20 protein-coding genes and 2 pseudogenes are annotated in these 19,826 nt (G+C 62.9%); 2 read left to right on the plus strand and 20 right to left on the minus strand.

Annotated elements, in window-relative coordinates; genetic code table 11:
* Window positions 1–649: 649 nt before the first annotated feature.
* From WDLP6_RS35395 to WDLP6_RS24470, 11 genes and pseudogenes are all read right to left on the minus strand, one after another.
* Window positions 650–976 (minus strand): LysR family transcriptional regulator, encoded by a 327-nt coding sequence (locus tag WDLP6_RS35395; RefSeq protein WP_162595239.1) that lies wholly within the window; start codon window positions 974–976, stop codon window positions 650–652.
* A gap of 36 nt (window positions 977–1,012) precedes the next feature.
* Window positions 1,013–2,962, minus strand: a complete 1,950-nt coding sequence (locus WDLP6_RS24430; RefSeq protein WP_162594447.1) for a DUF3363 domain-containing protein — start codon at window positions 2,960–2,962, stop codon at window positions 1,013–1,015.
* A gap of 372 nt (window positions 2,963–3,334) precedes the next feature.
* Window positions 3,335–3,868, minus strand: coding sequence for a S26 family signal peptidase (locus tag WDLP6_RS24435; RefSeq protein WP_162594448.1), 534 nt, complete (start codon window positions 3,866–3,868; stop codon window positions 3,335–3,337).
* Window positions 3,865–4,314 carry a DUF2840 domain-containing protein gene (locus WDLP6_RS24440; RefSeq protein ID WP_232077282.1) on the minus strand — a complete coding sequence of 150 codons (450 nt, stop codon included), beginning with the start codon at window positions 4,312–4,314 and terminating at the stop codon, window positions 3,865–3,867. The genes WDLP6_RS24435 and WDLP6_RS24440 overlap by 4 nt, the downstream gene beginning before the upstream one ends.
* A gap of 65 nt (window positions 4,315–4,379) precedes the next feature.
* Complete coding sequence (locus WDLP6_RS24445) at window positions 4,380–4,643, minus strand: ribbon-helix-helix protein (protein WP_162594450.1); 264 nt, start codon at window positions 4,641–4,643, stop codon at window positions 4,380–4,382.
* Window positions 4,640–5,389, minus strand: a complete 750-nt coding sequence (gene parA / locus WDLP6_RS24450) for a ParA family partition ATPase (RefSeq protein WP_232077284.1) — start codon at window positions 5,387–5,389, stop codon at window positions 4,640–4,642. Before parA ends, WDLP6_RS24445 begins: the two co-directional genes overlap by 4 nt.
* Window positions 5,390–5,595: 206 nt before the next feature.
* Window positions 5,596–6,414 (minus strand): annotated as a pseudogene (locus WDLP6_RS24455) (replication initiator protein A); the annotation flags it as partial.
* 26 nt (window positions 6,415–6,440) lie between these two features.
* Window positions 6,441–6,737 carry a helix-turn-helix transcriptional regulator gene (locus WDLP6_RS24460; RefSeq protein WP_232077286.1) on the minus strand — a complete coding sequence of 99 codons (297 nt, stop codon included), beginning with the start codon at window positions 6,735–6,737 and terminating at the stop codon, window positions 6,441–6,443.
* Window positions 6,738–6,829: 92 nt separating this feature from the next.
* The gene (locus WDLP6_RS24465) at window positions 6,830–7,426 is read right to left on the minus strand and encodes a DNA -binding domain-containing protein (RefSeq protein WP_162594452.1); all 597 of its coding nucleotides are present in this window, start codon (window positions 7,424–7,426) and stop codon (window positions 6,830–6,832) included.
* Window positions 7,383–7,694 carry a transcriptional regulator domain-containing protein gene (locus WDLP6_RS35530; protein WP_443083428.1) on the minus strand — a complete coding sequence of 104 codons (312 nt, stop codon included), beginning with the start codon at window positions 7,692–7,694 and terminating at the stop codon, window positions 7,383–7,385. The genes WDLP6_RS24465 and WDLP6_RS35530 overlap by 44 nt, the downstream gene beginning before the upstream one ends.
* A 33-nt stretch (window positions 7,695–7,727) precedes the next feature.
* On the minus strand, window positions 7,728–8,069 hold the full coding sequence (locus WDLP6_RS24470) for a DUF2958 domain-containing protein (protein WP_162594453.1): 342 nt from the start codon (window positions 8,067–8,069) through the stop codon (window positions 7,728–7,730).
* Window positions 8,070–8,236: 167 nt separating this feature from the next.
* Between WDLP6_RS24470 and WDLP6_RS24475 the strand changes: the two genes are divergently transcribed.
* Window positions 8,237–8,530 carry a helix-turn-helix domain-containing protein gene (locus WDLP6_RS24475; protein WP_162594454.1) on the plus strand — a complete coding sequence of 98 codons (294 nt, stop codon included), beginning with the start codon at window positions 8,237–8,239 and terminating at the stop codon, window positions 8,528–8,530.
* Between the two features lie 41 nt (window positions 8,531–8,571).
* Here the strand turns inward: WDLP6_RS24475 and WDLP6_RS24480 are convergent, their stop codons facing one another.
* Window positions 8,572–8,919 carry a DUF2958 domain-containing protein gene (locus WDLP6_RS24480; protein WP_162594455.1) on the minus strand — a complete coding sequence of 116 codons (348 nt, stop codon included), beginning with the start codon at window positions 8,917–8,919 and terminating at the stop codon, window positions 8,572–8,574.
* Between the two features lie 555 nt (window positions 8,920–9,474).
* On the opposite strand from WDLP6_RS24480, the gene WDLP6_RS24485 reads away from it, so the two are divergent.
* Window positions 9,475–10,140 (plus strand): DUF6988 family protein, encoded by a 666-nt coding sequence (locus WDLP6_RS24485; RefSeq protein WP_162594456.1) that lies wholly within the window; start codon window positions 9,475–9,477, stop codon window positions 10,138–10,140.
* 50 nt (window positions 10,141–10,190) lie between these two features.
* Here the strand turns inward: WDLP6_RS24485 and WDLP6_RS24490 are convergent, their stop codons facing one another.
* The 8 genes and pseudogenes from WDLP6_RS24490 to WDLP6_RS24520 form a co-directional block, all read right to left on the minus strand.
* Entirely contained in the window at window positions 10,191–10,496 is a 306-nt protein-coding gene (locus tag WDLP6_RS24490) for a DUF736 domain-containing protein (protein WP_162594457.1), read from the minus strand.
* A gap of 561 nt (window positions 10,497–11,057) precedes the next feature.
* The gene (locus WDLP6_RS24495; RefSeq protein ID WP_162594458.1) at window positions 11,058–11,507 is read right to left on the minus strand and encodes a thioesterase family protein; all 450 of its coding nucleotides are present in this window, start codon (window positions 11,505–11,507) and stop codon (window positions 11,058–11,060) included.
* Window positions 11,508–11,740: 233 nt separating this feature from the next.
* The gene (locus tag WDLP6_RS24500; RefSeq protein ID WP_162594459.1) at window positions 11,741–13,738 is read right to left on the minus strand and encodes a ParB/RepB/Spo0J family partition protein; all 1,998 of its coding nucleotides are present in this window, start codon (window positions 13,736–13,738) and stop codon (window positions 11,741–11,743) included.
* A gap of 691 nt (window positions 13,739–14,429) precedes the next feature.
* Window positions 14,430–14,510 (minus strand): annotated as a pseudogene (locus tag WDLP6_RS35535) (JAB domain-containing protein); the annotation flags it as partial.
* 205 nt (window positions 14,511–14,715) lie between these two features.
* Complete coding sequence (locus tag WDLP6_RS24505; RefSeq protein ID WP_162594460.1) at window positions 14,716–15,471, minus strand: hypothetical protein; 756 nt, start codon at window positions 15,469–15,471, stop codon at window positions 14,716–14,718.
* Window positions 15,468–17,411 (minus strand): ATP-binding protein, encoded by a 1,944-nt coding sequence (locus WDLP6_RS24510; RefSeq protein ID WP_162594461.1) that lies wholly within the window; start codon window positions 17,409–17,411, stop codon window positions 15,468–15,470. The genes WDLP6_RS24505 and WDLP6_RS24510 overlap by 4 nt, the downstream gene beginning before the upstream one ends.
* A gap of 281 nt (window positions 17,412–17,692) precedes the next feature.
* Complete coding sequence (locus WDLP6_RS24515; protein ID WP_162594462.1) at window positions 17,693–18,334, minus strand: uracil-DNA glycosylase; 642 nt, start codon at window positions 18,332–18,334, stop codon at window positions 17,693–17,695.
* 86 nt (window positions 18,335–18,420) lie between these two features.
* Window positions 18,421–19,743 carry a hypothetical protein gene (locus WDLP6_RS24520; protein WP_162594463.1) on the minus strand — a complete coding sequence of 441 codons (1,323 nt, stop codon included), beginning with the start codon at window positions 19,741–19,743 and terminating at the stop codon, window positions 18,421–18,423.
* Window positions 19,744–19,826 lie beyond the last annotated feature (83 nt).

Below are 19,826 nucleotides of genomic sequence, written 5' to 3' on the forward strand. Positions count from 1 at the left end.
AGGTCTACCTGCTTCGTGATAGAGGCGAGAGGGTACCGGCGGATGCCGTCGCTCGGCGTCGCCAAGGCGGCATCCTTGAACTTTTGGCGGTGCGCGCAGCAGCCTGCAGGCGCACCTCAAGGACACATCGGTGCGACCCCACCCTGCTGCACCTGCAGACGCCCGACTCCTACCCAGCCCGCGCAGGAAAAATGGGTTGAAGCTCGGTGGATCCGAAATGGTTACCATCGCGGCGGGTAAATATCGAAAGCAGTATACGGAGCGAGGTTTCCTCCGCACTTTTGGGATCGCTCCGCAGCATGCTTGAATCAATACCTTGTTCCGCGAAAACGGACGATCCTTGGATCGCGATGCCATCCGTCGATTAGTCGGGGCGCTTTGGTGCATCGCCGATATCGCCCGCACCGACCGCTGTGATGGCGCGATATTTTCATTGACTCAAAAGTAAGTACGGATTTGGAACGACCGGACTTGACAATTCGAAAAGGATCCCACTAGGTCGAGTTGTCGCGTTGTTTGGAGAATTGCCCCGAAACGGACGAGCCTCGAACATTCGCTGCCAAGTACTTCTCGAGTTCTGGCTTGCTCTACTGGAACCATCCGAGCGGACGCCTGCTGCCTATGGAATCTCGCTACAAGCGGCAGTAACCTAAGAGCGTGTAGCTGCCGCGAGCCGTAAAGTTCCCGCCACCTCGTCGGGTTCGCGGAACGTCAGCCAATAGAGGCGCAGAAACTGGCTATTAGCTGGTGAACTCGCGGTGAGGGGAACGTGACGTGCAATGCCTTGTCGCAGATCTGCGAGTTCGGTTCCAAGCTGATCCATCGACTGCAAAAGGGCGACCCCATGACTTACGAACACTCGCCCTGCCGCGGTCGGGACCATGCCACGTGCATGACGTTCAAAGAGAGCATCGCCAGTTCCCTCTTCTAGGTCGCGAATGCGTCTACTTGCGGCGGCTAAGGCGAGGTTGGCCAGTTAATCAATCAGTGTGTCCAGGCACGATCGACAACATCACAGACCAATCGCGCGCGTTCGGGCAAGTTGCCATGTGACCGACTGACCGCGCACAACGGCAGACACTTGCTGTCCAAGCTTCTGTTCGACCACAGGCCGCCACGGCACAAGGCGGAAACCCATGCCGTTATCCAGCATCGCAAATCGGCCGCTGGCCAGCAGGATCGAGCGGCGGTAGATGCCGGTTGCGTGCTCGCTATCCTGCAGCGGGCGGTAGGTTTGTCCGGTCTGCTGCTCCAGCGCTTTGCCGGCCGCTGTCAGCTCTCGGTCGCGCAGAGCCGCAAGCAGGTTGTTCGCGGGAACCGCGCGCTGGCCATGCCATTCGGCAAGTCCCTTCGTAGCGAGAAAGTCGACACGGGCGCGTATCGCATCACGCACTTGAGCCCCAAAGCCTTGGCCGGACACAGTCGAAGCATCGCCTACCAACTGCTTGTCCAGCCAAGTGGCGCCGATGGCGCGTACCTGTTGATCGATCGGCAGATGCGATCGCAGCTCGATCGCGAGTCCGGAAGACTTCTGAGCATCATGTTGCCTGGCCTTCTGCAGCAGATCCGGCGGTACCTTCCAAACGCCATCGGCGATGCGCTCCACGATGCCAGCGCGGCGCAGCGCTTCGAGCCGGCTCACGTGCGCATCGACAGTGGATTGCGGGTCGTTGTCGCTGGCTTGCTTCAGTTGCGCTACGTGGTCGACGGTTTTGTAAAGACCATCTCGCGCGACGTCTGCGATGTGGCGGTCCACAGGCTTCTCCTGCCCAGGCGGCCGCGCCTCCACGATGCCGTGCACGGGCAGTGCTGCGAGGTCGGTGCCGGCTGGCAGCTTCAGGTAGTGCGCCCGCCCGTCAATGCCATCGACCACCAAGTAGCTGCGGTCATGCAGTTCGTCGGCCAGACCCTTGCCCGCGATCCGGCCAATGATGGGGGAAATTCGCCGCTCGTCGATCACGCACTCTCGCCGCTGCCCATTGAGCGCACGGCGCACCGTCTCCAGCGCATCTTCGCGCTGGCCCATGGCGTCAAGTGTGGCGGCCATCCCTGGCTGGAGCTTCCACCGATTCGCATTCATCCTTTCGGCCAGGCACATGCGTTCGAGCCGCTGCAGCCGTGCCCGCAGTGCGTTCTGACGCGGCCGGTCTTGCGGGTTGCCCGTCAGGTCGATGCCATCGGCGCCAGCTTGCCGGATCAGCGCCCGGTCCAGGCTGGTAAGCCGCTGCTGGTCGACCTCCCGCAGCAGGCTCTGAGAGATCTCCGCCTCGGTGCGCGGCCCCAGCCATTCGGTGGCGATTTCGCTGGCGCGTAGGCGCATGCCGTGGGCCATGTAGTCGGGGGCGATCACGAGATCTTCCCTGCCGCTGGCAGGCCCGCCCGTATGGCCATTCAACACGATGTGGGTGTGCGGATTGTCTGTGTCCCAATGGTCTACGGCCACCCAGTCCAGTCGGGTCTCCAGGTCGATCTCCATGCGGCGCATCAGCTGGCGGGTGAAGCCCATCAGGTCTTTCAGTTCCAACCCATCCTCGGTCGAGACGATGAAGCGGAACTGATGGCGGTCGTTCTGCCCCCGCTCCTGAAAGGCCTTGATGTCGGCCGCATCGGTGTCAGCGCCGTAGGCCTGGCCCTTCTGCCCATCGCGTGTAACGCCGTCGCGCTCGATGTAGCGCAGGTGCACGGCCACAGAGTTCGGACTGGCGCGTCGGAGTGCGACGTAGCGGGATTTGACGACTACTCGCCGCGCGTTCGGCCCCAGGCGCTGGCCGGCCATGGAGGCAGCGACGCGGCCGCGTCCAAATGTGTTGGCGGGTCTACCAAGGCTCTTGCCCGACGGCCTTGCCCCGGTCTTCGACACCTGCTTGAGCACCTGCGAAACGAAGCGCTGCGAGCGCGGTCCACCGCGCGACTTCTGCGCCGCGGGCTTGACGCGAAAGCGATCCTCTTCATTGCCAGCCATGAAGACCCCAACGCACCCTGGCGCAGCGCATCAGAAACGGCACACAGCAATCGCCGCTGCAGTGCGGATTCCCGCATCTGCGCGGCACGCGCGGCAGTCCTTGCGGTGCCGCCGCAAGCCCACGTGCAGACTGTCTTCGAGGGGCTCGACGTGCCACCCCTTTTATCTGGCCCTCCGTCTCCGCCTTCCGCATCCGCTCCCGGCTCCGACCAGCTGCCAGCCGCGCACAAGGTGCGCACCGCTGCCTGAAGTGCAGCGACGGTGCAGCGCAACCTGCACGCTGGCGGCGGGCTCCCTGCACGATGGAGTGCAGCGCAGACGCATGCCGGGCTGCAGTTCGGCGGCGTGTCTGATGACGCGAGAGAACCAAGCTCATGGCGCGCTCCAGGTCCACAGTGGGCGCGCGATGCCCAGGACGGCGGACGCGGCGATGGGGCCGAAGTAACGGCTGTCGAACGACGCCGGGTTCGTGTCGGTGAGCAAGAACAGTTCGCCATCGGAAAGGCGACGGCATTGTGACCAGGATTGCAGCGGCCGGTGCGCACCGTCATGCATCCGAGCGGTTGCCACCACTGAGCCGTCGATGTGCACGCGATGCTCGTGAACGCACACTGATTGCGGCGCAACGGCGCCGATGCGCTTGAGAATCGGCACGCCGTTCGGAAGGTAGCCGCGCTGTCCCGCGAACGAGGCCACGTCAGCGGGAAGCCGAGCCAGCACGATGCTGCCGACGTGCAGCGAGGCCGCGTTGTCGATGCTACCGATTCGGTACCAGCCGCGAGGCACGCTGTCCGTCGGGTTGTAGACCACGAACACATTCCCACGCGCCGACATCGGCATGAATGCCGGCGCGCACAGCGCAGCCAGGCCAATGCCCATGCCGGCGAAGAGCGAACGCCGGCTCATCTCAACGCTCCTCGCGCAAGATGCGCCGCATGCCGCTCGGTGCTGTAGTCCGGCAGCGACTGGCGTGCTGCCAGCCGGTTTCCAACCGTGCGCCAGTACGTGGCGGCAACTGCGGCCGGTTCGATGCCCAGCGCTTCGATGGCGTCGATCACTTCGAGCACCGGCTTGACTTGGTGCTCGCCATCGGCGCGCAGCAGGATGTGCGCGCCGGGCGTTACGCCGGCGATGCGTTGCGCGCTATCGAACGGCATCGGCGCCTGCACCACCATGAGTTGCCAGAGCGCCGTGCCGTAGTCATTGCCGATCCACTTCACGCGGCAGCAGACTGCGTTGGGCTCGAAAGTCGCCACGCGCCGCCAGCGGTCCACCACCGTCTCGCGAACCGGCTGTCCGAAGCGCAGCCAGACGTTGACGCGATGCTCGACGAAGGCGAGCGAGACCCGCATAGGGACAGGCCGTGGCGGCGGAACGGCCTGGGGCCAAGGCTGCACAGTGATGGGTAGCAATTGCGTCATGGCTGTCCTCTGCCATACTCGCGCTCCAGCAGCTCCCGTAGCATCTCGGCCGCAGTCACACCGCGTTCAAAGGCGATTATCTTGATACGCCCCCGCAGCGCGGGCGTCACGTCAATGGTGAGGCGCGCGGTGTAGATCGACGCCCTCACGGCGACCTCTAGTGCGTCGGCCCGGCGCACCCAGGTCGATGCCGGATCGACGGCCGGCTTGCGGCCGATTTCGGAGCGCTTCGGCGTTGCAGATGACGCTGATACCGTCATCGCAGCATCTCCTGCACTGCTTGCGCCAGTGCCGCGATCTCGCGCGCGGCCGCGCACTTCGGCGCGGCTTCGCATGCCAGCCGCCCGGCAGCCACGCTGTCGGCGAACACGATGCGCTGCGAGACTTCGATCTGCAGCGCGGCAAACGGCTGGTCGATCAGCGCGGCGCGTGCTTCGCGGCCGATCACCGTGCCGACCACGCGCCGGTTGATGACGAAGGCCGCGCGAAGCTGCGGCCTGAATACCCGGGCCTCGGCTATGAGCGTCACCATCTCATGGCTGGCCCACACATCGTACGCGCTGGGCTGAACCGGAATCAGCACCAGGTCGGCGGCCAGCAGCGCGGAGCGCGCGAGGGCCGCGACCCGTGGCGGGCCGTCGATCACGACGAAGTCCGCCTCCAGGGCGATCTGGGGCGCTTCCTGATGCAGCGAGTCCCTCGCCAACCCGAACACACCGTAGAGCCGTCCCTGACCGTTCTGCATCCGCCGTTGCGCCCAGTCGAGCGCAGAGCCCTGCGGATCGGCGTCGAGCAGCGTCACGCGGCTTCCCGCCATCGCCAGCTCGCCCGCCAGATGCGTGGCAAGCGTGGTCTTGCCCGCACCGCCTTTCTGATTCAGCAATGCGATCACCTTGCCAGGTCGGTCTTGTCTTCCTGACAAGCGGTTTTCGGCTGTTCGGACTGCATCCAGCGAGGCACTGCCCGCCTTTTGAGCAGTTTCGTTTCGCGCGCGCGTGACTTCCATTTATGTATCCCTTTAGATGTTTAGGGAAGCCCGAAACCATTGCTGGGAGCGGCTTGCGGGCTGTTTGGCGCCGGTGATCCACCGATAGTTGCGCCGGTGATCCACCGAGTCTCGTGCCGGTGATCCACCGAGCCCGTCCCCACGACATCCCCAGGTTCTTCAACAGAAGCGGTGGATAAGTCGGTCATCGATGTGTTGCTTGTGCAAGGGCGGAAGGCCAGCCATTCGGAGCCGCCGCTGCGTTCGATCGCCAGGCGGTATCCCGGCAGCGCTTGGCGTAGTGCAAGGCCGCGCACATGCGCGGCGAAATCGCGGGAGCGTTGGAGCGCGCCGGACTTCAAGTACAGGTGACGTATTTCGAAACGCCATCCACTAGGTTGCCGCCCGCCGTGCTTGCGCACCAGCCGGTACAACCAGCGCTCGATGCCGCCTGAAAGCCGGAAATACGTGGGATCAAGCGTGAGCACCAGCGCCTCGTCCATCACGCCGGTGAAGAACCAGTCGGCCAGGATCAGCTCGATGCCGTCGGAGCGCCCATCGGGCCGGATGTATTCCCTCCACTCGTTGATCCATGAGAAGCGGTGCACCCGCTTGCCGCCGTTCGGGCGCTCGCGCTGGCGCAGCGTCGTGGCAACAGTGGTGGACTGCAGCCGGTCGAGCGCGGCGCGTAGCGCCAGGTAGTCGCTGCGGCCGGTACCCCGCCGCGCAAAGCGCAGGATCTCGTAAGGGGTGGCCACCATCAGGCGCGAAGGCGCGATGCCTTCCTTCTTCGCCTGGATGATCTGGCTGGCGGCCCAGATCAGCACGTCGGCGTCCCAAATGGTGGCGATGCCGTGCTCGGGCACGCCCTCGACGGTGAGCGTGATGCCGCCAGCCTCGAAGCGGATCGGTACGATGCGCGGCGACTTGGCCAGGGAGAAGAAGGGGTAGGCCATGAGGTCCTGCGAATCGCGCAGCGCCATGTCGCCGTGCGGCAGCGCGCGGAACAATGTGAGCTGTTCGCGTTCGCTCAGGCGCCTTGACATGCGGTGTTGCCCCCTCGTGCGGCCAGTCAGCGCACGGAGTCGCGCTGCACGTAGCCGGGGTCCGAGGTCATGTCGTAAGCGCGGCTGTCGGCCCAGGCACGCAGGTCGGCGGCCGCGTACACGACGCGTGCGCCGAACTTGCGGAACCGAGGACCACCGCCCAGTACGCGCTGCTTCTCCAGCGTACGCGGTGACAACCGCAGGAAGGCACCGGCTTCGTCGGTGGTCAGAAACTCGGAATTGGCCGGCGCAGGCGGCACCGCAGCAGGCTGCGGCGCAGCCGCAGCGGCCGGGCGGGAAGAGAGAGAACTGCCAGCTGTCATGACGGACTCCATCGCTGTCGATGGGCCGCAAACCGTTTGCGGCCCGATGGAGGCAGTCTCGGAAACCTGGCCCGATCGGGGCAGGGAGAAATTCAGGGCACCGGTTCGTCTCCGGGGTGCTTCGCTGGGAGAGGCAGCACACCGGCCATGGCTAGGTAGCCGCCGTTCATGAATGCCTCTGCACGCCGCAGAAGGTGCCGTACCTGCGCGCGCAGCTCTCCATCCTCATGCCATCGCAGAACGACGGCTTCGAGACCGAACAAGGCTTGGGCGATGTCACGATGTGACGCGCCCGCCTGCGCGGCATCGAGCGCGTGCAAAGCGCGCAGGTGCAGAAGCGCGGCCCGAGTCACTGATCGTGCGGGATTCACCTGCGGCGTATGGCCTTCCAAGGCCTGCGCCTGCGCATTGAAGGCGTCGAGCTGGCCGCGCAGGCGCGGCGTCAGCGGAACGGCACTCGCGTAAGCGGTGCCGTCAGCAAGAGCACCCGACAGCGACAAGCGCATGCGCTGGGCACTGAGATCGACTGTCATCGACAAGTCGGGACCGTCAAGCGCCAAGCGCTTGCGGCCGGGGATTCGCCACAGATCGAATAGGCAGGCAGCTGCATCGTGCGCGCGCGCAGCACGCACATGCAGCAACCCGTCAGAGGACGACAGCCACAGCGGATGCGCACAGTGGCCGTCCAAGTCGGGATCTTCGGCGACATCGCAACCCCCAGCGGGCAAACGACACCACGCGCTTCCGGCGCGCCCAATCTGAGCGGTAGTCCGGATGACGACGCAAGTACTCCCAGGCAACGCCCGAGTCGTCCAGGTCCAGCACGTAGAGGTAGGCGGCCGACACGCCCCACGGCGCATAGGGTAGGTCTTCGGAATCGGGTTTCGACATGGAGTCCTCCTTTGGAGGAACCCTGCCACAGGAGAGAAGAAGCAGAGTCGCCTTTGGGGCGACCATTCATCGCGCGGTTAGCGATTTTGCGGAAACGCGCTAGTCGTTGATCGAACCGTCGCGCTGTGCGTCGGCCAGGTAAGCCGTAAGCGTTTGGCGAGGCTTGAAGTGCGGATCGGCCACGATGGGCATGCCCCGCGGCCCGCGCACGCCTTCGAGGGCCGAGAGGCTGACGTGCCCCAGCTCAGGACTGCCGGTGCCGGCGTCGCACAGGCCGTAGGCCTTGTCCCCACCGGCGTCCAGCTCGGTCAGCAGCCAGGCCGCACCGGCGTCCAGTGCGTAGAGCTTGACGACGGGTAGGGGGTCAAGCCTTTCCCCCCGCGCCCGCGCGGCACCGTTGGCCAGCATCTGGCTCCGCTGCTCGTCTGTGAGAAATGACATGTCTTCTTTGTGAGGTAATTACATCCTAATGTGGCCCCGGCATAAGGCAAGCGGGATACCGATCACTTCCAACCAATGCCATGACGGCCCCCAGGTATCGATTGTCTTAGAACTTTGAGTTAAAGATAACGTGGTTTTAATGTACGTCAAACACGACGCTTCTGTGTATGCAGAAGCAAGGAATACAGCGCGGTCGGCCGACCGGCGCAACAACGTTTGAGGCGGTCCCCGCACGGGCCTTTGGCGAAGCTGTCCGCAGCCTGCGCACCGAGGACGGAATCGCCCAGGAAACCCTGGCCCACCTGGCCGGCATCGAGCGCTCGCACATGGGAAAGATTGAGCGAGGCGAACACATGCCCACCTTGGCCATGATCTTGAGGATCGCCCGCGCGCTGGGCCGCAGCGCGGGCGAACTGATGCTGGAAACCGAGGCCCGCCTCGCCACGGACGAGAATAAATAGAGCCAGTGGGCCGCGGCGTCACCCACAGCCCATGACGCCTGCTACGCCACGATGCGCCCGGCCGATCGAGCCTCACGCGCGTACACACTCAGACGCTTCTGCGCTTGGAAGTGAAGGTCCCGTTCCACAGGAAGCCCCAGCCGGCCGCGCACTGCGGCGATCTCTGCCAAGCTGACCCAACCCAACTCAGGGAAACCCAAGCCCAGGTCGCACAGCCCGAATGCGTGGTCGTGATCGTCGGGATCGATCTCTGTCAGTAGCCAGGTCGCGCCGGCGTCAGGGGTGAACAACTTGACCACGGGAGCGGGGTCGAAGTTTTCTTGCCCGAGGGACTGGCGGCCGTTGGCCAGCAGCTGCACAAGTTGTTCGTCAGCGATGAGTTTCGTCACGGTCTTCTCCTAGGAAGGAATCAGGGCGGGATTGCCCGAGACCGGAGGCAGCACGTCGCAGCGCAGCCGTCAGGGTTCAAAGACGGCCGCAGGACGCAAGCGTGCGACGCACGCGCAGACCTTGACGGCGAGAACGACGTGATACGGTGAAGGGAACAGCAAGCCGTCCCCCACGCTCTTGCAAACGCAGTGCGCAGCGCCGCAGGCGCGAAAGGCGTCAGCGATGAAAGCCCGAAGGGTCTAGACGCCGCGGGCGGCTTGATGCGCAGCACGCCAGCGCGGCCGGCATTGCCGGAGACGCACAAAAGAACGGAAGTTGGTTTCAGGATGTGCGGAGAGCCGTGAATCCGCCAATACGGGACTGGGCAAACGCGCAGAAGCGCAAAGATTACTTTCACGAGTCGCCGCCGAAACGTGCTGCTGGAAAGCCGCAAAGGCGAATTGGCGAGAAGAAGCAAATGCGGCTTTACTGATTCGAGTGCATTCGCATTCCCGCTATTCAGGCTGCCACGCCCCCTGCCGCACAGACGCACGCGAACGAATAGGATGACCACCATGGAAGCTGCCCAACACGAAACCGGCGATCCGTTCGAAGCGATGCTTCGACGGTCCGACGAGTTGCAGGAAGCCTTGCTTCACATCCTCGACCGCGACACTTTCGACCCTTCACCTCGCGGAGAGGCAGCCGTGGGCATGTGCTCGGTTGCACTGGAGCACGGCCTCAGCTTGCGCGCACTCCTGGCAATGGGATTGCCCACATCGGCGGTCGGCTTGATGCGGCTCCAGTTCGAAGCTTTGGTCCGCGCGATGTGGCTGCAGTATGCGGCCAATGAACTCGCCATCGACAAGATCGCCGCGCCCTTGACACCCGAGAGCGAGCTGGCCGCGAAGAGTCTCCCCTCGGCCACCGACATGATCGATCAGATCGGCAAGCGGGTAGGCACCAACGTGCCGGCGGCCGCGCACCAGATGCTGGTGCGGTTCAAGGATGTTTCTTGGCATGCCATGAACTCCTACGTGCATGGCGGCATCCACCCGCTGCGCCGTCAGGCCGAGGGCTTCCCGGTGCACTTGGCCCTGCAGATCCTGCGCAACTCCAACGGCTTGCTCACAATGACCGGAATGACGTTAGCGGTGCTGACGGGCGACGCCGCCGTCGCCAAGTCGATGGGCAAGATCCAGCCGGCATTTGCCGACTGCCTTCCCGAACTGTTGAAGTAGCGCATTCGGAAGAGAAATTGCGCCCCGCCGGCGGCGGGGCGGGGCGACGATCAGTCGCCCTTGCTGCGCGACCAGATCAGGTTGTGCGCGCCGTCCTCGCCTTCGACCAGGCGGGCGTAGATGGTCGCCGGAAACGACGGGTCATCCAGGGTGACCGACAGGTAGGGCCGCTCCGCCCGGCTGATCTTCTTCCAAGCCGCGCCGATCTCGAAGTTGCCGGCGACGATGCGGTAGTCCGGGGCGTTCTCGCTGTCCTTGTCGTTGGGCACGATCTTGACCTTGACGTTGAGCGTCAGGGTGCGAACCGAGCCGGAGTAGCTGTCGTTCTGTGCGGTGAAGGTGCCGATGTTGGCCATGATGAAGTCCTTTTGAAGTTAACCAGGTCGCGCCCATCGCGGCCTTGGCGTGATCCGATCGGTGAGGGTCCGGGCGCGCCGCACCGAAGGCCGCAGCGCAGCGAAGGACCGGGAAGCCCGAGAAATTTGCCTCGCGAGGAAGACCGCAGGTCGGGGAAATTTGTCGGGCTGGACGGTTGCGGCGAACAAGCCCGAGGCGGCAGAGCCGCCGTGCCCTCGCCAGGATTCACGACAAAAACAAGGCCGCTGTGGGAGTGATCTTGTACGGAAAGGACACATGGCTTGCGCACCATCACCGCCGCGACGGCGTTTGAGGCTCGCCGACACCCCGCGACGGCAAAGGCAGTGAACGGCGAGACAGGGAAGTGCGATCCCGTTGCATCGGCGCCGTCCATCGGGTGGACGCTCTCGGCTTGGCCAGAAATCCGCTTGGAGCGGCTTGTCGTTGACGCGCCGTCGTCGGCGCGGACCGCCCTTCCTCCCAATGAAGGACGGCGCACACGAGAATGGACCGCAGCAAGCCGGGTCGAGATGAACGCTCCATACAGGTTGGGCGCTTTGTTAGCTTCCAGGGCATTCCAGCGCAAGGACCTTCGTCGCGATACGCGACTCCATCTGGTCACGTAGGGCAGCCACCAGCGTGACAGTAGCTTCGCAAACGACCTCGTGCGCATCGTGGGCCTGAACGCGGAATGTCGCACTCCGATCCCCCATCCGTTCGAGCCATCCGCGCAGCCGCAAGGGCGACCCGGGAGGGATCGGTCCCCGGTGGTCGATTCGAATGGTCCGGCCAACCACCACTTCGGTGGCGGCGTCGACGTGCTGCTGCATCTCGCGGATGCAGATCGACTCGACCACGGCCACCAGATACCCAGTGGCAAGGCATTCGATCAATCGCTCCGCATAGCCGCTTCCGTAAGGAAGCCGTGCAAAGAGCGACTTCGCCGTCTGGTCGGCGGGAACGGTATAGGACTCTTCAAAGAAAATCTCGCTGACGCCTTGATGGTTCATGGGTATCTGGAATTGGGTTGTCGAAGTCCGGTCGCCTGGCAGGTGACCGGTGCTCTTCGATGCTCTTGCGTTCAGCTGGCATTCCCAACCCACCACGGCGAACGCTGGCGTAGCGCGCGCGACGCGATACGGCGATCGGCGGATGTCTGGACGTCAAAACGCGCGCGGCAGTCTGCCGCGCGCGTCGCGCCGAATTCCGAGTTCCCGGCATCCAAGCCGGGAACTCGGGCCGATTACGCAGCTGCTTCCATGCCCTCCGCCGCTTCGGCGTCAGGCTGCGCACCAGCGTCCGGCTCGGCGATCGCAGGTTGCTCCTGAGCACGGAACATCGCAGGCAGCCAACCGGTGCCCGCCGCCAGTCGCTCGGCTTCGCTGGAAATCTCTGCCTTCTTGAGCTTGCCGAGCCGGTTCACTTCACCGGGGGCGAAAACTTGCAACCCTTCCAATGCTTTGGCCTTGGAGACGTGATCGAAGTAGCCTGCTGCGGTCGGCGTCCACCACGCGTGCATGTCCAGTCCCACAGCCTGCGCCAGTGCAGCTGCCGGGGTTTCGTCCTCCCGCGAAGCGATGGCTGTCACCGTGAAGCCCACGCAAACCGCGAGCAGAGATAGCAGCTCCTGCTGCGGCAACACCAACAACTCGGCGAACAGCGCATCTGGATCGCTGGGCAGGCGTTCGGCCCATGCCTCCCGCACCTGCCGCATGCCCACAGCAGCCGGTGCCTCGGCAACGTCAGCGGCGTACTGCTCCAGCCGCCCCTGTGGGTTGGCGGTGATGTTGATGGGCGAACCGTAGTGCGCGTCATGGATGACATGCAGCGCGAGCCGATGCACGACGGCAACCAGCGCGACCTGCGGATGCCGGGCGACCTCAGCTTGCAAGGCAGCGGTGCGATGGGCACTCAGGCACTTGACCAGCTTTTCCGAAATGGTCAGCTTGCCCTGCGTTTCGGCTGCGCCGCTGCTCTCCGTATCGCCATTCGTGCCGCGCCCGCCGCGTTCCTGCTCCCGCATCGCCTTGGCCTGTTCCTCGCGCAGCAGCCCGCGATGCACGATCACACCGCCCATGTGGTCGAGCGACACCACGGCCCCCGCCGTTGCCATCGCACGCGGCGGATAGACCACCAGCGTGCGCTCGATGGCTTCGAGTTCGTTGCCCAGCATGTCCATCTCGTCCTGCGCGGCTTGCGCCTGCTCGTCCGTCATGTCCTCGTTCTCGTCGTCCAGGCGGTCTTGCAGCTTGCGTTGCTGCGCTTCGAGCTCGGCGATGCGCTTGGCCTCGGCCTTGCTCGGCTCGCGTCGTTTGCTGCGCATGCGCTGGAACTGGTGCAGGTCGGCGCGGGTAGCTCGCGGGGCTACGTCCGCCCAACCCCAGCCCTCTGCATGTACCTGCTGGACCATCGGCACGAGCCTGTCTTTCGCCAACGACTCCAGCAGCGCTGCATCCGTGAGGAATACTCCGCTCTGCTCGTCCGCGAACAGGTCGCGCCGCACTGCGCCCCCGGCCTGCTCGTAGGTCTGGACACCTACGAACTTCGCCAGCGCATCGCGGCATGCGTCGATCTCCTCATGTGTCAGGTGATCCCGCAGCGCCTCCGGGCTGCGCTGCCACTGCGGCGACTCATAGAACGCCGCTTCCTGCGCCGCATGGTCGTCGGTGATGGCAAGCGCCATCAGCTGCTCCAGCGTGACGGCCTCACCCCGGTAGTCGGCCAACAGGCGCGGCGAGACGTTAGCGAGCTTCAAGCGCCGCTGCACGACCAAGGGCGTCACGCCGAAGTCGGCGGCAATGTCCTCGATGGGCCGTCCTTCGGCCACCAGATCGGCAAAAGCCTCGAACTGGTCGGCCGGGTGCATAGCCTCGCGCTGCACGTTCTCGGTCAGGCTGACGGTGCGCGCCGCAGCATCAGACCCCAGCAGGCAGGCCACCTCGAAGTCCTTGGCGAGCTTGCGCCGCTTGACCAGCAGCTTGAGCGCGGCGAGGCGACGGCGACCGGCCACGACCTCGTAATGCTCGCCATCGGCAGCAAGCACCACATTGAGGTTTTGCAGCAAGCCCACGCGGGCAATGCTTGCGGCCAGTTCGGGAATCGACGTGCCGCCGCTCTTGCGCACGTTGCGGCTTGAAGGCCGCAGCTTGGATAGCGGAAGTAGCAGCAGTTCTTGCGATGCCGTGACGGCTGCGACCGCAGCGGCGATGGCGGTGGCTTCATGAAGGGTAGCGGTGTTCATATTGAAAACTCCTGTCCCGAGCCGGGACGTTGAAAATGCAAGAGAGAAAAGTGACGAAGGGTTTCAAGGTGTCGGTGTGTGCATGCGCGGCTCTCCTGTGGTTCCCACACCAGCCGGATTCCAAGATTCGGAGCCCGGTGTTGGCTTCGTGGGTTCGGCGCAGTGACCTGGGCTGGTCGCCGTTGCCGCCGTCTTTCCTGAGTTCATCGCCCGCGAAAAACCGGGCCGACGGGGACTGACGGTCAAGGAAATTAGCGCAGGGTGTTGGGGCGGCCCGCAGCCTCCGGCGAGGACACGGCCCTGCGCGCCTTGACGGCCAGGCACCGGCGGCTACGGTCGCGGGATCAGCGATGAAAGCGGGGGAAGACGGGACGCCGGCCAGCGGCCAGATAAGCGACGAAGCCATGGCCGCGCGGCGAGCGTCCTTGCGTGCCGCGGGCACGCCTAGTTAGAAGTGAACAAGCGCTTAGCGCACATCGACTTTTTGCGCCGGCCGATCAGGCGCGGCCTGGTCGGCGGTATCGAGGGGCGCCAAGCCTGCGCGGCGGGGATTGGCTTTAGCCATTCCCCTGGAGATCGCCCCTAGCGTCCACGGGTGAGCGAAAAAGTCGGGCTGCTCGCCCCTGTTGCCTACAAGAGGCCCCGCGCCGCGAAAGAGAGGGGACTTCCGTCGCTGTATGTACCCACTCTGATCCAGAAAGCGAATATCGACTAGTGCGAGCGCCACGTTGAGTGTCTGTGTAAGCGCCTCATCGGCACGCGACGGCTGAAGGAACAAGAATCGCCGACTCCTTCCCCCCAAGTTCTGCAAGGGCAGCGCGCAGGCGGTAGCTCGGCCGAAAGCGTCAGGGATTAAAGTCGGAGGCCGCGATGGGCGCAGTCAGCACGGGGTGCAGCCCGCGAGCCCGGCGACGGCACGCCGAAACGCACAATTGGGTTGCTGGGGGTGCTAGCCGCACACCGAATCACGAGCGGACCTATACGAAATTGAGCAGCAGGCGTCCGATTGAGTTGGTCATGTCCCGGGCTAGTAGGGCGAGCCAACGTTGCGAGTCCCCGCCAAAATGCGCCTCGCTGAAGCCGTTACGTGAATTGGCCACCGCGTGCGTCATCGTCGGAAGGGCGTTGACGATCTGCTCTGGAAAGGGACCTTGAACTGTAAGCTTCGCCGCGATGTCGTCCTTCACGACGCGGCACAGCTGTATGAGGTCAGACAGGCCGTCCTGGGCCGGCACGTGCTTGCGGACATAGGCCTTGTACAGACCCTCAAGGCAGGAGTAGCTCAGGGCTGTGGCACGGTTGTAGTGGCCGGCATCGATTGCCAGGTCGATGTCCCGCAGATTGCTATTCGGTTTTTCGGAATTCCAGAGATCGATCGGTACCAGGGTGACTGGAACCGCGTAGCCGCCGCCGAACACGATCCCGCGAAGGGTTTCGGCGTCGCCCCGTGCATGAGGTTCGATTTGATTGATGAAGATGCGATAGACATGGAAGCGATGCGGCTCGGGCAAGGCTTGCAGCATCTCCCAATAGAAGGACTTGCGGGATGTGCTCCGACCCTGGCTCGTCAACAGAGGCATCAGCTGTTCGTAGCTCGGTGACCCGGGATCAACCTGTTGCAGCGCCCGGCAGAAGTCCGGCCCGGAGCAATAGAACGGCGCGCCGGACCGATTGAGCACCGGGAACAGGTGATTGAAAGCGGCAATCCAGTTGACGGACGCACCAGAATTCACGGCCTGTCCCCGAGTTCGGCCAGCTCTGGCTGTAGGACAGGCACCGGCTCCAGAAACTTTTTCAGCGCTTCCTGCTGCGCGGCCAAGAAAGGTGCGTCCTTAACCTTCGAGTGAAGGTTCAGCAGCCGCTTCTCCGCCCGGACCAGGATGGTTTCATAAAGCATGGGATAGATTCGAACCTCGTCGCCTTCTTTGCGAGGATCGATCTCTCCTTGCTCGATCTTGTCGCCCAGCACAAAGCCGTCGATCCTCGTCCCTTTTTGCAGATAGCCTCTGGCACGCAGTTCCTTCACATACTTCCACACCTGGTCCTTCTCTCGGCCGCCAAGACTCAGTCCGGTCGTCTTGAGGTCGATGATGACGAGGTGGGCGACGCCGTCCTCATCGTGCTCGTCGTTGAAGGAGGCCCGCGCGTAGAAGCCGACACTGCTGTCCGGTAGTGTCACGAAGTCGGGTCGGTCTCGGGAACCCTTGCCGTCCTTTGCCTTGAAGATCGTCTTGATGACCTGCGTCATCCCCTTGTTCGATGTGAACTCGATCGATTCGAACTGAGCGCCGAACATCCACAGGCCTCGCTCAAACAGCGGCTGCAGCTCGTGCACTTCGTCGACGCCCACTTGCTTCAACTTCGCACGAAGCTCGGAAATCAGCTTCAGCCGGTTCTGGATTTCGTCCAGTACTAGCTTGACCATCCCGATCGTCCATTCACCCAGGATCGTATGCAGAGTGTCGTAATCGCTTGGCTCGCACTTGTGGAGCAGGTTGAGCAAGCCGTATCGCGACTTCGACTGCTCTAGCTTCGCAAGGATGCTGGAGAGTTGCACGACCTCGTTTTCGCCGAAGTTCGGACAGGTATCGACCACCTCGTTGATGAAACTCTCTACGCGCTCCTTGCTGACGGGTGAAAGCGCGTTCATCGTATTGCCGACGCGCTGAATCACGGCATCTCGTCGCGCATCACGCTCGTTCCGGCTGCTATCGAGGATGATCTGGCGGATGCGGTCCTGGACGACCTCGCGCGTGCGGATCCACGCGGCGCTGGATTCGTTGAACCCGTTCCAGTCTTCGGTCACGGCGTTTTTCTCGTTCAGGAAGTCAGCCTGAACAATGAAGGTGAAACGTTTCGCCTCCGAGGTGCGGCCGTCAAGGATGCGCTCGTAGTCGCTCCGGCTCCACTTGCACTGACCGACCGCCCGGTTCTGCACCCACCACGCAATGCCATGTTGCTTCGTGGTCTTGTCGGCCTTCCTGGAGTCGATGTGCAGGATCTGGACCTTGCCGAAGCCTTCGACGTCCACCTCTTGCCGGGATAACAGATCGGGTATGTCGTTGAATGTGATCTGCGTCTGGCCAAGGAACACCTTGAACGCAGGGTTGGCGAGAAACCGGCTGCCGATAAGTTCTCGGGCTTTTTCTTCGGCGAACAAGAGCGGGGGAATGTCCCCCGTGCCCTCAATGGTCGTCCCGTGGCCCTGGACGCCATCCGGGATCCACGAAACCTCATCGAGTACCAACGGGTTGGTCGCCGTCCGGCGAACTTTGCACGAGAACTGCTGGCCATCCCTGCGCGAGGTTATGAGGTACTCGCCCGCGAAGCAGAAACTGGCGAATCGCCCTTTGCCGTTCTTTCCAAACACCGTCCGCGGCGGACCCGTCACGTCCGGTGGTGGGGCGGCCTTGGTACCCTCTGCTGCAAGGCGGTTGTACGCAATCGTGCGCCAGATGTGCCCGAAGGCGTCACGCGTCATGCCCTTGCCGTTGTCCTCGATCCTGAACTGGCGCTCGTCTTTCCGGCTTGGCAGGGTGATCCTGACCTCGGTCGCGTAGGCATCCCAACAATTCGCGACCAGTTCCACGATCGCGGTCGACGGATCCGACACGATGGACCCGGCGTAGCTCTCGAGGAAACGCTCGTCGTAGAGTAAAGACTGCTGCTCCATCTCGGTCTCCCATATTGGGGCTGGTAGTTGAAACTCCACCGGCGGCTGCACTGCAAAGTCGTACCCGATGCGGGTGCCACCTCTGAATCGTAGCGTCCGTGCGAATTGGGATTGTCGGTTATCGGAGATTTCGCCCGCCCTGGGGTACGAGGGGCTCGTAGGGTCTGCATGTCCAGTGACTCGATGCGGACGCCGGGAGGGCACTGCCACGGTGAGATCGCAGGCAGCGCGCCAGGCGGCACATCGACGCACACCGCAGAAAGCGGTCATCTGACGAAGGGCTATGCGTTGGACTCAGAAGGTCTAGGCGGCGGCACGAGCTCCACGATCCCTTGCTGAAAGACGGTGGCCCCTCCGTTGGCCGGGTGGCGCACGTGCGGCAGGTCGTACCCCATTTCAGTTAGTGCATTTTGGGCGACGTTCCCGAGTGCAACTACCTGCACGTTTGAAAACATGGACAGGAACTGCCGTAGTACGTGTGAGGACTCGATGAGCTCGGTCTTGGATGGCGTTCGATTGGAAAAGCGGTTGTGTTCCTCGTGGGGGTGACAAGGATATGCATTCCACAGTACGAATTCGGTGGTTTCGTATCCGAGCTCCGTCATCTGCGACCAGACCAGCGTGGCAGTTGCCTCTGCGAGCCCATGTCGCCAGCGCCGCGGGAGGCTTGTCCTCTGAAACTCCGGTAGCTGTACTTTCTGCAGGACAGCTCGCCCCTTGCCAAGAATGATCCGCTCAGAAGTCATAGCAATGCCTGAAAATTTCGCTCCGCGATGACTCGGAGCCTCGGCAATCAACACTACTTTGGCTCTGCCGATCCGTTTTTCCAAGTATGTAGACAGATTCGACGAACGAATCACCGGGGCATCATCATGCTCTTCGCATGAAGGCTCGTCATCCAACCAAGGATTGAATATGTTCAAGCGCTTTGGTAACCCATGAAGGGTACGAAGAAAAGCGCTCGCCAACGACGGCGCTGCAGCTATTTCGGCCGTTGAGCGCGAGTGGTTCATTCGTCGTCATCATCTTCATCGAAAGGTGCAAACGGATCGGATCGGAAGCTCGAAATAAGGCGGTCCCGCGTGTACCAGCGCACCTGCCCAAGTCCCGTCGCCTTGACGAAGACCCCAAATGGGCAAAGCTTCTTCCGCCTGGCCCTCCGGAACGGCGCCTCTATGCAATCGATCTCGTCGACTAGGGAAGGCGCATCGACTTCACACATCGAGTACAGGGGACATGTTGTCTCCTCGCGCTTCAAATACTCGGGAAATTCATACGCCAGCAGCAGCTGTATGAATTGGTCCTTGGACGTGGCATCGCCGACGGAGGTGCCCAAGCTATGCACCTTGTTTTGCACCAGTGGTACGCCCACCCTATTCAGTATTTTTTGTATCGAGAAACGGAACTCCTCGGTTTCCATCGAGTAGAGGGCCGCGAACAGGCCTCGTCCCGACAGCGCCTCCTTGGCGTACGTTAGGGCCCCGTCGAGCCAAGCGTAAATCGCAGGAAATGCATCTGGATGGAACTGATTCTGCAGGGTCTCGCGCAGTTCCGAATAGCGTTGGTCTAGCTTGTCAGAAATGGTCCTGGAGGGCACCCCCCGCGCATCCCATTCGAGACGAAGGAGATGATCAACAAATGCATCATCGTCGCCACGATCCTTCTCTAGGAATCTACCCTGCAGTATGTCCTCGATAATCACCATCAATCGGCGTGCCGGATTGTCATTTGCGAGACAATACTCCGCCAGCGCCACCCGTTTTACGTCACTCAAGTGCGACAGGCGTTTGTGTTCCAACACCAAGTCGACTGATCGGTATGGCAAGTCGGGTGGGGTAATTTGACCAGGAAAATGGCGCAACTCGATCTTGGAAGCGATGTACTCCAGTAGATCGCGGGCACCGAAGTGGTAGTCGCCCACGTTGTCGCCCGACAGAACGTACTTCTGCAGCCTGTACTCCTTGCCGTCCACCGATTCCTCGATCATGTCGATGCGGTGAATGGCGGCGACACTGCGGTGAAACGAACACGCGCCCCATGTGGTTTCTGCGATCCGCTTAGTTAGTTCCACCTCTTCGCCGGAAGCCTCACTCGGGAGGCGTATCTCTCCGGACTGTCTTGCTTGATTGATCAGCAAGAGGAACGTCTCCATGCGGACCATGTTCTCCCTCATGCAGTAAGGCAAGACCAGATCCTGAAGCAGGTGAATGTATTCGTGGAAGAAAGTGGACTCGTTCTTCTCGAGCAGTTCCTCCGGCGGGTGGTCCGCGTCGATCCGGATGATGAAGTACGCAGGCTCGTACTCGCCCGCCGCAGCGCTCTTTAGAAACATTTTCGTCCTCGCCTTTTCACCGAACTCGTGGGTGACACACCAGCCGAGTCTCTGTTGTCGACTCGCTTGAACATAGTAGCCTG

Origin of the sequence: Variovorax sp. PBL-E5 (genome assembly GCF_901827185.1) — a bacterium.
Classification (GTDB): Bacteria; Pseudomonadota; Gammaproteobacteria; order Burkholderiales; family Burkholderiaceae_C; genus Variovorax.

Excerpts from the sequence above, each read along its gene's own strand:
- WDLP6_RS24430 (WP_162594447.1), bottom strand. The coding sequence starts at position 2,962 with ATGGCTGGCAATGAAGAGGATCGCTTTCGCGTCAAGCCCGCGGCGCAG.
- WDLP6_RS24435 (WP_162594448.1), bottom strand. The coding sequence starts at position 3,868 with ATGAGCCGGCGTTCGCTCTTCGCCGGCATGGGCATTGGCCTGGCTGCG.
- WDLP6_RS24500 (WP_162594459.1), bottom strand. The coding sequence starts at position 13,738 with ATGAACACCGCTACCCTTCATGAAGCCACCGCCATCGCCGCTGCGGTC.
- parA (WP_232077284.1), bottom strand. The coding sequence starts at position 5,389 with ATGGAAGTCACGCGCGCGCGAAACGAAACTGCTCAAAAGGCGGGCAGT.
- WDLP6_RS24470 (WP_162594453.1), bottom strand. The coding sequence starts at position 8,069 with ATGTCATTTCTCACAGACGAGCAGCGGAGCCAGATGCTGGCCAACGGT.
- WDLP6_RS24520 (WP_162594463.1), bottom strand. The coding sequence starts at position 19,743 with ATGTTTCTAAAGAGCGCTGCGGCGGGCGAGTACGAGCCTGCGTACTTC.
- WDLP6_RS24445 (WP_162594450.1), bottom strand. The coding sequence starts at position 4,643 with ATGACGGTATCAGCGTCATCTGCAACGCCGAAGCGCTCCGAAATCGGC.
- WDLP6_RS24440 (WP_232077282.1), bottom strand. The coding sequence starts at position 4,314 with ATGCGGGTCTCGCTCGCCTTCGTCGAGCATCGCGTCAACGTCTGGCTG.
- WDLP6_RS24460 (WP_232077286.1), bottom strand. The coding sequence starts at position 6,737 with ATGACAGCTGGCAGTTCTCTCTCTTCCCGCCCGGCCGCTGCGGCTGCG.
- WDLP6_RS24495 (WP_162594458.1), bottom strand. The coding sequence starts at position 11,507 with ATGAACCATCAAGGCGTCAGCGAGATTTTCTTTGAAGAGTCCTATACC.
- WDLP6_RS35530 (WP_443083428.1), bottom strand. The coding sequence starts at position 7,694 with ATGGTCGCCCCAAAGGCGACTCTGCTTCTTCTCTCCTGTGGCAGGGTT.
- WDLP6_RS24475 (WP_162594454.1), top strand. The coding sequence starts at position 8,237 with ATGCAGAAGCAAGGAATACAGCGCGGTCGGCCGACCGGCGCAACAACG.
- WDLP6_RS24485 (WP_162594456.1), top strand. The coding sequence starts at position 9,475 with ATGGAAGCTGCCCAACACGAAACCGGCGATCCGTTCGAAGCGATGCTT.
- WDLP6_RS24490 (WP_162594457.1), bottom strand. The coding sequence starts at position 10,496 with ATGGCCAACATCGGCACCTTCACCGCACAGAACGACAGCTACTCCGGC.
- WDLP6_RS24510 (WP_162594461.1), bottom strand. The coding sequence starts at position 17,411 with ATGGAGCAGCAGTCTTTACTCTACGACGAGCGTTTCCTCGAGAGCTAC.